Annotated in this window: 9 protein-coding genes, 1 pseudogene and 1 riboswitch; of the genes and pseudogenes, 2 read left to right on the top strand and 8 right to left on the bottom strand. The window is 66.7% G+C overall.

What is annotated here, in order from left to right:
• From B551_RS27020 to B551_RS06660, 3 genes and pseudogenes are all read right to left on the bottom strand, one after another.
• Positions 1-112: pseudogene (locus B551_RS27020) on the bottom strand (allantoinase); the annotation flags it as partial.
• 111 nt (positions 113-223) lie between these two features.
• Positions 224-1,630: a nucleobase:cation symporter-2 family protein gene (locus B551_RS06665; protein WP_023263726.1), complete on the bottom strand. Its 1,407-nt coding sequence runs from the start codon at positions 1,628-1,630 to the stop codon at positions 224-226.
• Positions 1,631-1,808: 178 nt separating this feature from the next.
• Positions 1,809-2,549: a GntR family transcriptional regulator gene (locus B551_RS06660; protein ID WP_006576976.1), complete on the bottom strand. Its 741-nt coding sequence runs from the start codon at positions 2,547-2,549 to the stop codon at positions 1,809-1,811.
• A gap of 293 nt (positions 2,550-2,842) precedes the next feature.
• Between B551_RS06660 and uraH the strand changes: the two genes are divergently transcribed.
• Entirely contained in the window at positions 2,843-3,196 is a 354-nt protein-coding gene (gene uraH, locus B551_RS06655; RefSeq protein ID WP_006576977.1) for a hydroxyisourate hydrolase, read from the top strand.
• Between the two features lie 31 nt (positions 3,197-3,227).
• Positions 3,228-4,436, top strand: a complete 1,209-nt coding sequence (locus B551_RS06650) for a urate hydroxylase PuuD (RefSeq protein ID WP_006576978.1) — start codon at positions 3,228-3,230, stop codon at positions 4,434-4,436.
• Positions 4,437-4,773: 337 nt separating this feature from the next.
• On the opposite strand, the gene B551_RS06645 is transcribed toward B551_RS06650, so the two are convergent.
• The 5 genes from B551_RS06645 to xdhC form a co-directional block, all read right to left on the bottom strand.
• Positions 4,774-5,349, bottom strand: a complete 576-nt coding sequence (locus B551_RS06645) for a TMEM165/GDT1 family protein (protein ID WP_006576979.1) — start codon at positions 5,347-5,349, stop codon at positions 4,774-4,776.
• Between the two features lie 50 nt (positions 5,350-5,399).
• A riboswitch (yybP-ykoY riboswitch) is annotated at positions 5,400-5,580 on the bottom strand.
• Between the two features lie 68 nt (positions 5,581-5,648).
• Complete coding sequence (locus tag B551_RS06640; protein WP_006576980.1) at positions 5,649-6,770, bottom strand: fatty acid desaturase; 1,122 nt, start codon at positions 6,768-6,770, stop codon at positions 5,649-5,651.
• A gap of 190 nt (positions 6,771-6,960) precedes the next feature.
• On the bottom strand, positions 6,961-8,292 hold the full coding sequence (guaD, locus tag B551_RS06635) for a guanine deaminase (RefSeq protein WP_023263724.1): 1,332 nt from the start codon (positions 8,290-8,292) through the stop codon (positions 6,961-6,963).
• A gap of 69 nt (positions 8,293-8,361) precedes the next feature.
• A complete protein-coding gene (locus B551_RS06630) occupies positions 8,362-9,417 on the bottom strand; it encodes an adenosine deaminase (protein WP_023263723.1) in 1,056 nt (351 codons plus the stop codon).
• Positions 9,418-9,477: 60 nt separating this feature from the next.
• Positions 9,478-10,106: xanthine dehydrogenase accessory protein XdhC (gene xdhC / locus B551_RS06625; protein ID WP_023263722.1), on the bottom strand; the 629-nt coding region annotated here is incomplete at its 5' end.

Genomic DNA, 10,106 nt, shown 5'->3' with positions numbered 1-10,106 from the left:
CTTCGTAATTGAGCACGAACTGCAGCGCAACGCGGGCGCCGCCGGGCCATTGGGCGTGCGGCGGCTGGCTGCCGTAACCGATCAGATCGCGTGGATAGTTATGGTTTGTCATCAGGGTCACTCGGGTTGTCAAAACAGGCCGCACGGCATCGACCCGGCCCGCGCCGCCGCCGCGGCGGCAACAACGGCCACAGCGGCGGCGCGGGCAAACGCACGGCTGGCCTTACTCCGTGCCGTGGCTGTTGGCGGCCGCGTTGCGCATCGCTTCGTCGGCCGACTGCATGCCGTTGTAGAACAGGTTCAGCGCCACCGCGACCACCGTGCCCAGCACGATGCCGCTGTGCGTGATCGCATGCGTCCAGCTCGGCAGGTACTGGAAGAACGTCGGCGACAGCGTCGGGATCATGCCGAAGCCGATCGAGATCGCGACGATGAACAGGTTGTGGCGGTTGCGGGTGAAGTCGCACGAGCCCAGGATGCGGATGCCGGTCGCGGCGACCATGCCGAACATCACGATGCCGGCGCCGCCCAGCACGAACTGCGGCACCGAGGCGACCACGTGCGCCATCTTCGGGAACAGGCCAAAGGCGATCAGGATCAGGCCGCCCGCCGCGGCGACATAGCGCGAACGCACGCCGGTCACCGTGACCAGGCCGACGTTCTGCGAGAACGAGGTGTACGGGAAGGTGTTGAACACGCCGCCGATCACCGTGCCCAGGCCGTCGGCGCGCAGGCCGCGCGTCAGGTCGGCGTTGGACAGCCGCTTGCCGGTGATGTCCGCCAGTGCAAGGAACATGCCGGTCGATTCGACCAGCGTGATCACCATCACGATGCACATCGACAGGATTGCCGAGAAGTGGAAGGTCGGCATGCCGAAATGCAGCGGCGTGATGACGGCCACATAGCTGGCCTCGTGCAGCCCTTCGAACGACACCTTGCCCATCGCCATCGCGATCAGCGTGCCGGCGATGATGCCCAGCAGCACCGCGCAGTTCGACACCAGGCCGCGGCCGTACTTGGTCAGCAGCAGGATGATGACCAGCACCGCGCCGGCGATGCCCAGATTGGTCAGGTCGCCGTAGGCGAGGTTGGGCACCTCCTTGACCACGCCGTCGATCACCGAGCGGGTCGTCGGCTGGCCGCCCGCGGCCCAGTTGATGCCGACCCGCATCAGCGACACGCCGATCAGCGTGATCACGGTGCCGGTCACCACCGGCGGGAACAGGCCCAGCATCCGTCCCATCATCGGCGCGATCAGGATGCCGAACAGCCCGGACGCGATCACCGCGCCATAGATGCCGAGCAGGCCGATATTGGGATCGGTGCCGATCGCGATCATCGGCGCCACCGAAGCGAACGTCACGCCCATCATCACCGGCAGCCGGATGCCGAACTTCCAGAAGCCGAACGCCTGGATCAGCGTGGCGATGCCGGCGGCAAACAGGTCGGCGTTGATCAGGAAGGCCAGCTGGTCCTTCGGCAGCTTCAGCGCGCCGCCGACGATCAGCGGCACCGCCACGGTGCCCGCGTACATCACCAATACATGCTGCAGCCCGAGCGCGAGCAGCCGGCCCGAGGGCAGCCGCTCATTGGTCAGGTCCGTGGGGACCGTGGTGCTTGCGCTTGTCATTGTGTTTGTCTCCTCTCCGATGGTTGGACGTTTGCTGGGCGTCCGCATGCCTTCTGTTATGTCCGGCCCGATCGTTGGGAACGACTCGGGCCCGGTCCCGCTGCCGGCACCTAGAGGGTGCGCGTGGCTGGGCGGGCGGTGAAAGCTGGGCGGGACGCCGGCAGGGTGGAACAGCGTGCTAGGTGGAGCGTCCCAGCACGCTGCGAAGGTCGAAGCTGCCCGGGTCGTCGGGCTGTACGCGGTCGGCGCAGGCGCCGAGATGGTGCGCCATCCGCGATTGCGCCAGGGCGGCGTCGCCCTGTTCCAGCGCATCGAGAATGGCTTCGTGTTCGTCGAAGGAGCAGGCGTTGTTGCCCGGCGCCTCGACGCTGGCGATCATCAGCGTGGTGCGCGACACCAGCCGGCGCATCATCGTGACCAGCAGCGCGTTGCCCGACAGCTCGGCCAGCGCGGTATGGAATTCGGCCGACAGGCGGATCCACTTCGGCCGCTCGTTGTTCAGGAAGGCCTGCCGCTCCTGTTGCACCATCTGCCGCACCGGGGCGATCACGCTGCGGACGTTGCGCTGCGCGGCGAGCTTCTCGAGCACGGCGCGCTCGAGCATCTGGCGCAGTTCGAACATGTCGTGCGCCTCGTCGGTGGAAGGGCTGGCGATGAAGGCGCCGCGATTGGGCTCGAGATCCACCATGCCGTCGGCCGCGAGACGGGCCAGCACCTTGCGCACGGTGTGCCGCGCGGTGGCATAGATCTCGCAAAGCGAATGTTCGGTCAGCTTGGTGCGCGGCGGCAGCCGATGCTCCATGATCGCGTCGTAGATCTCGTGATACATGCGCTCCTCGACCGAGCCCTTGCGCGGCTTCGTTTCGTTGGGCGCGGCGCCTTCATCGGCGCCGGCAATCAGCTTGAGAGTCTTGGACATCGTGGCACCCGCTGGTGGAGGATTCGGGCACGCATCGCTCGATGGCGCCGATCCAAAAATTGTTGACAATTATTTGGTTGTGCATTCAATATTGTCAACAAAACCGAACCAGGTTTTCGACAACTACGGGTAATCCCGCAGTTGTCATCCGGATTGGTGCAGCGCATTGTCGCCATGCACCAGTTCTGCGCCGGGATGCGTTGAAAAGACGTACCGAGCGGGCACCATACCCACAAATGGTGCTAGTGAAGGCAGCGGCGCCTCTCACCACCCACGTGCTAAGGAACCAGACCATGGGACGCTTGACCACCCACGTTCTCGACACCGCCGCAGGCATTCCCGGCCAAGGCCTGTCGATTACCCTTTCCAAAATTGTTGACAATCGCCGCGAAACGCTGAAGACCGTTGTGACCAATCACGATGGCCGTTGCGATCAGCCGCTGCTCGAAGGGGCCGACTTCGCCGTCGGCGTCTATGAGCTCGAATTCGGCGCCGGCGATTATTTCCGTGCGCGCGGGGTGCAATTGCCCGAGCCGGCCTTTCTCGACGTGGTGACGCTGCGTTTCGGCATTGCCGATACCAGCGCGCATTACCACGTGCCGCTGCTGGTGTCGCCGTGGTCGTACTCGACCTACCGCGGCAGCTGATCCGCGCAGCGAGGGAAACAGGAGACAAGAGATGGAAGGCTACATTCTCGACTGGGCCAATCTGCTGCTGCGCTGGGCTCACGTGATCACCGCGATCGCGTGGATCGGCTCGTCGTTCTACTTCGTCTGGCTGGACAACAGCCTGCAAAAGCCGGTCGATCCCGAACTGGTGGACAAGGGGGTCGGCGGCGAACTGTGGGCCGTGCACGGCGGCGGCTTCTACAACCCGCAGAAATACCTGACCGCACCGAAGAAATTGCCCGAGAACCTGCACTGGTTCTATTGGGAGTCTTACTCGACCTGGATGACGGGCTTCGCGCTGCTGGTGGTGCTGTACCTGTTCAACGCCAGCACGTTCCTGATCGACAAGAACGTCTACGACATGTCGCCGGGCGCGGCGGTCGGGCTGGCGATTGCCTATCTGGCGGTGGGCTGGGTGGTCTACGACTGCATCTGCCGCGTGTTCGGCAAGAACGATCGCGTGGTCGGCATTCTGGTCGCGCTGTACGTGGTGCTGGCCGCCTATGTGGCCTGTCACGTGTTCTCGGGCCGTGCGGCGTTCCTGCTGACCGGCGCGATGATCGCCACGATCATGAGCGCCAACGTGCTGGTGTGGATTATCCCGGGGCAGCGCAAGACTGTCGCGGCGATGCGCGAAGGCAAGCCGGTCGATCCGATCCACGGCAAGAACGCCAAGCAGCGCAGCGTGCATAACACCTATTTCACGCTGCCGGTGCTGTTCGCGATGCTGTCGAACCACTACAGCATGACCTACGCGCACAAGTACAACTGGGTCGTGCTGGTGCTGATCATGCTGGCCGGCGTGCTGATCCGCCAGTTCTTCATCCTCAAGCACAAGGGCAAGATCAATGTCCTGTGGCCCGCCGCCGGCGTCGCCGCGTTGGGCGTGGTCGCCGTGATGATCGCCCCGCAGCCCCGCCAACCGGTCGCCGCGCAGCCGGACGGCGCCACCGCGACCAAGGTCAGCTTCACCAAGGTGCAGGAAATCATGAACGCGCGCTGCGTGCAGTGCCATGCCGAGGCGCCGAAGATGATGCCGACCGCGGCCAAGGGCATCAAGCTGGAGACGCCGGACGAGATCAAGGCGCACGCCCAGCTGATCTATCAGCAGGCCGTGCAGCAGAAGGCGATGCCGCTGGGCAACGTCACGCAGATCACGGACGACGAGCGCGCGCTGCTGGGCCAGTGGTTCGAGGCCGGCGCCAGCACGACGCAATAACCTACCGATCGGTGATCGACGGTCCGGTGGCCGCGCAGTCGGCGACCGCAGTACCGGACCGGCGAGGGTTTGAACGGGGCGAAAGCCCCGTTTTTTTATTGCGTTGGCTCGCCTGGCACTCGCATGACGCGTGCGTTCACGGCGTCTTAACTGACACTGCGGACATCGGTTTCGCGTGCCGGCTACTCCCAGGGATTGACGATCGCGATACCGCAGTCGACGAAGTCCCTGGTATTGCGCGTGGCGACGATGGCGCTTCCACCGTTGCGACCGCACGTGACGGGAGAATCGGCAAGAGCCGGCGACCGGCATTCCGTGGCCGAAGCGCGTGGCAGGATCAGCCCCCGATATCCATCAGCGCCACCACCCCCAACACGACGAACACCGCCGCGGCGATGCGGTGGACCAGCTTGATCGGCAGCCGGTGCGCGAAGCGTTCGCCCAGCAGCACCGCCGGCACGTTGGCCAGCATCATGCCGATCGTGGTGCCGGCGACCACCGCGAGGATATCGGTGCTGAAGCGGGCGGCGAGAGCGACCGTGGCGATCTGGGTCTTGTCGCCCATCTCCGCGAAGAAGAACACCACCACGGTCGCGCACAGTACGCCGAACGCGCCCTTGACCGCCTTGGGCTTTTCGGTCTCGTCGAGCTTGTCGGGGATCAGCATCCATGCGCCCATCGCGATGAAGCCGAGGCCGAGGATCCAGCGCAGCAGCGCCGGGCCGACCATTTGCGTGATCCAGCCGCCGAGGGCGCCCGCCAGGCCATGATTGACCAGTGTCGCGATCAGGATGCCGAGGATGATGGGGATGGGCTTGCGGTAGCGCGCAGCGAGAATCAGCGACAGCAGTTGGGTCTTGTCGCCCATTTCCGCGAGGGCGACGATACCGGTCGAGACGAGCAGGGATTCCATTCGTTGTTTTCGGAGCAGCGGGCCGGACGCATCGCGAGATGCCAATGACGTGCGTTTTCCCCGGCCCAGCCGAAAAACGACGTCATCGGTCTCGCCAGGCCCTGGAACAGGCATTGCACCGTTCCGAAGCTGCGCACGCCATAACCGCAAGCGGTCAAGTCTGTTGACGTACGCCCCTGTCGCACAACGCGGTGTCGCGCGGCAGGGCGGCTACTCCCCAATGGGAAGCGCGATTATAGCCAGTCTGCAAGGCGGTCGTCCATACCGGCGCCGATCTCCGCTACGTCGGACCGCGCTCGCTACGCCGGCACCGGCGACGGCGCGGTGGTGCGGCGGCCGCGGAAATCGGTCCAGCACAGCGCGTGGAAGTCGTACAGCTTGCAGCGGCGCGCGGTATCGAAATACCAGCGCCACGAGAAGTTCTGCACCACGATGCGGCCGGGCAGCGCCTGCTCCAGCAGCGCCTGCGCGCGCTTGAGCCGGTACAGGGGCACGCTCATGTCGACGTGGTGGGCGGTGTGTTCCATGATGTGGTGAAGCAGCGTGCCGACGCCATGGCGAAAGCGCAGATGGACCGTGGTCGACACGAAGGGCTGCGCGCGCGCCCACATCGCCTTGCTGTGGTACCAGGCCACACTTTCATGGGTATGGTGGACATACAGCACGAAGCCCACCGTCGCGTTCCAGACCAGGAAGGGCACGGCGAAACCGGCGGCCAGCAGCAGCGCGACCGACTGCTGCGTCGCCATGGCCAGCCAGACCAGCGTGCCGATCCACAGCGCCGCGAAGGCGGCCACCAGCAGGCAGTCGGCGAGGAAGATCCGGCGGCGTGTCGCCATCTGCCGCCGGCTGGGGAAGAACAGCTTCAGCCACCAGATCTCGATCAGGTAATACAGCCCGGCGCCCAGGCCGTTGCGATACAGCCGCTCCAGCGCGCGCCGCCACCAGGGCAGCGCCGCGTACTCCTGCATCGAATACGGGGCCCAGACGAAATCGAAGCCCTTCAGGTTGGTGTAGCCGTGATGGACGACGTTGTGGCCGACCTCCCACAGGCTGTACGGGGTCAGTGACGGCAGGAAGGCGATCCGGCCCAGCCATTTGTTCAGGCCGCGGCGCGGCGTCAGGCTCTGGTGGCAGGCATCGTGGCCGAGGATGAACAGGCGCGCGATCAGCACGCCGGCCAGCACGCCGAGCGCCAGCTTGGCGAGCCAGTGCGATGCCATCACGAGCGCGGCGAGGGCCGCGACAAACAGCGACGCGTCGAGCGCGAACAGCAGCAGTGCGCGCGGCGTGCTGCGCTCGGACAGCGGAATCAGCCAGCTGCGGATGATCTTGCGGGGCGGCAGCGGAGCGTGGGGCGACAGCGGTTCGGGGGGAGCGCCGGATGGAACGGCATCGGCGGGTGCAACAGGTGTGGTCATATCGGGATCGGCATTGTCGAATGGCGCGGGCCAGCGTAATGCAGATCGATGACGACGGCCTTGATCGGGGTCAAGCCAAGGCGAAAGCCGCTGGGTCCCCGCATGCGCGGGGACGACAGGCGCATGTGGGAACCCGCGTCGTCCCCGCGAAGGCGGGGACCCAGTGTCTTCAGAATGGCTGCCGTACGCGCTATGCCGCAGCGGTTTCCGCCCGCTCGCCCATCACGTAGACGCTGTCGATCACCCGATCGTCACCCAGCATTGCGAACGCGAACAGCTGCTCCTCGAGCGTTTCCGAGCGCGCGCTGCGGCGGGCCAGCAGCGGCGTGGCCTCCGGGTCCAGCACGATGAAGTCGGCCTCGTTGCCCGGCGCGAAGCTGCCGACGCGGTCGCCCCAGCCGAGCGCGTCGGCCGGCGCGCGCGTGGCCAGGTAGAACATCCGCAGCGCGGTCAGGTGGTAGCCGCCCATCCGCGCGACCTTGTGCGCGGCGTTCATCGTGCGCAGCATCGAGAACGAGGTGCCGCCGCCGACGTCGGTGGCCAGCGTCAGATTGAGCCGATGCGAGTCCGACTGGTGGAAGTCGTAGAGGCCGCTGCCGAGGAACAGGTTCGAGGTCGGGCAGTGGGCGACCGCCGCGCCGGTGTCGGCCAGCCGGCGGCGATCGTCGTGGTCCAGGTGGATCGCATGGCCGTAGAAGGCGCCCGGACGCAGCAGGCCGTATTGGTCGTAGACGTCCAGATAGCTGCGCGCCTGCGGGAACAGCTCGGCGACCCATTTGACCTCGTCGCGGTTCTCGGCCACGTGGGTCTGGATCAGCGCATCGGGGTAGGCGCGCGCCAGCTCGCCGCAGGCGGCCAGCTGCGCCTCGGTCGAGGTCGGCGCGAAGCGCGGCGTGATCGCGTACGACAGGCGGCCCTTGCGGTGCCAGCGCGACAGCAGGTCTGCCGATTCGCGCGCGCCGGACTCGGCGGTGTCGCGCAGGAAGTCAGGACAGTGGCGGTCCATCAGCACCTTGCCGGTCGCCAGCCGCAGATTGCGGCGATGGCTCTCGGCGAACAGCGCGTCGGCCGAGGCCGCATGCACGGTGCTCCAGACCAGCGCGCTGGTGGTGCCGTTGCGCAGCAGCTCGTCGGCGAAGAAGCTGGCCACGCCGGCCGCGTACTCGGGCTCGGCGAAGCGGCGCTCCTCGGGGAAGGTATAGGTGTCAAGCCAGTGCAGCAGGCCCGGCGACGGCGACGCGATCATGTCGGTCTGCGGGTAGTGCACGTGCGTATCGATAAAGCCCGGCACGATCAGCTTGCCGCGATGGTCGATCACCTCGGTGCCCGGCGCGATCGACGGTGCCAGCTCGGCGTAGGGGCCCCCGGCCACGATGCGGCCGTCCGCGACCAGCAGCACACCGTCTTCCCAATACTGATACGCGTCATCATGGAATTGCGGATCGCGCAGGAAATGCAGCACGCGGCCGCGGATGGCGCGCAGGGTACCGTTCGGGGAAGGGGAGCTGGTGGTCTGGTTCATGGTCGTGGGGTTGGGAAAGGCCGGCGCGAGGCGCCGGCCGATGTTGCGCCGGTCAGCGCCGCAACGGCATCAAGCCGTCGCCGCGCGCGCCGGCTCCGGGGGACTGGCCGATTGCCAGAAGCGGTCCACTTCGGTCAGGTATTCGGCCTTCAGGGCCGGCCGCAGGAAGCTCGCCTCGAAGCTGTTGCGGGCGAGCCGGTGCGCGTCGGCGGCGTCGAGCGGCAGCGCGTCGAAGGTCGCTTCCCAGTTCGCGTTCATGTAGCCGCCGAAATAGGCCGGGTCGTCCGAATGGATCGTCACCGCGACGCCGGCGTCCAGCAGCGTCTTCAGCGAGTGGTCGCGCAGGTCCGGATAGACCTTGAGCTTCTGGTTCGACAGCGGGCAGACCGTCAGCGCGATGCGTTCGCGCGCGAGACGCTCGACCAGCGCGGGGTCGTCGATCGCACGCACGCCGTGGTCGATCCGCTCGACCTGCAGGATGTCGAGCGCGTCGCGGACATAGTCGGCCGGGCCTTCCTCGCCGGCATGGGCGACGCGATGCAGGCCCAGCTCTTTCGCGCGGGCGAATACCCGCGCGAACTTCTCCGGCGGATTGCCGCGTTCCGACGAATCGAGGCCAACGCCGATGAAGCGGTCGCGGTAGGGCAGCGCCGCTTCGAGCGTGGCGAACGCGTCTTCCTCCGACAGGTGCCGCAGGAAGCAGAGGATCATGCTGCTGGAGAAGTCGTACTGCGTACGGGCCTGGGCCAGCGCGTCGGCGATGCCGTCGATCACGACCTCGATGTCGACGCCGCGCGCGGTATGCGTCTGCGGATCAAAGAAGATTTCCGCGTGGCGCACGTTGTCGGCGACCGCGCGCTCGACGTACGCCATCGTCATGTCGAAGAAGTCCTCCTCGGTCAGCAGCACGCTGGCGCCCGCATAGTAGATGTCGAGGAACGACTGCAGGTCGGTGAACGCATAGGCGGCGCGCAGCGCCTCGACGCTGGGGTAAGGCAGCTTGACCTGGTTGCGCTGCGCGAGCCGGAAGATCAGCTCGGGCTCGAGCGTCCCTTCGATGTGCACATGCAGTTCGGCCTTGGGAGTGCGGCGGATGCGGTCCGCGAGCGCGGCGTCGAGCGTCATGGGGAATCCTTTTTTTCGATGCCGGCATGCTGTCCGTGTTCGAACAGACGGCCGGCGCGGTTACCGGTGGGCGGGGCTTTCGCTGCCGCCCGGTTGCCCGCCGTCCCGCTGCGCTGCCGGTGCGTCGGCGCGCAGCGCGGCCAGGCGCTGATCGCGCACTTGCAGCAGCTGGGCGACGATGGCAACTGCAATCATAGCCGGAGCCTTGTCGGTGATGCCCGCGACGCCGATCGGGCAGGTCATCCGTACGAAGCTGGCGGGGTCGATGCCATGCTCGACCATCCGGTGCTCAAAGCGGGCGCGCTTGGTCTTCGAGCCGATCAGCCCGAAGTACGCGAAGTCGGTGCGCCGCAGGATCCGTTCGCACAGCGCCTGGTCCAGCGCGTGGCTGTGCGTCATCACCAGGAAGTAGCTGCCGGGCGGTGCCTCGTCGACCACCGCCTCGGCCGTGTCGGTGGCCTCGGCCACCACGTTGCCGGGCAGGCCGGCCGGGAACAGCGTGTCGCGCTCGTCGACCCAGTGGACGCTGCACGGCAGCGTGCCGAGCACCTTGACGAGCGCATGGCCGACATGGCCAGCGCCGAACAGCACCACGTGCATCTCGTCCGGGGCCAGCAGGTCGGTCCAGCTGCCGTCGTCGTGCAGCGTGACGGCGGGCAGCGTCGGCAGCGGCGTGCGGTCGAGCGCAT

It is taken from the genome of Cupriavidus sp. HPC(L) (genome assembly GCF_000307735.3).
Lineage (GTDB): Bacteria > Pseudomonadota > Gammaproteobacteria > Burkholderiales > Burkholderiaceae > Cupriavidus.
Note: the sequence above shows the minus strand (reverse complement) of the source record. Positions and strands in the feature narration are given on the sequence as shown.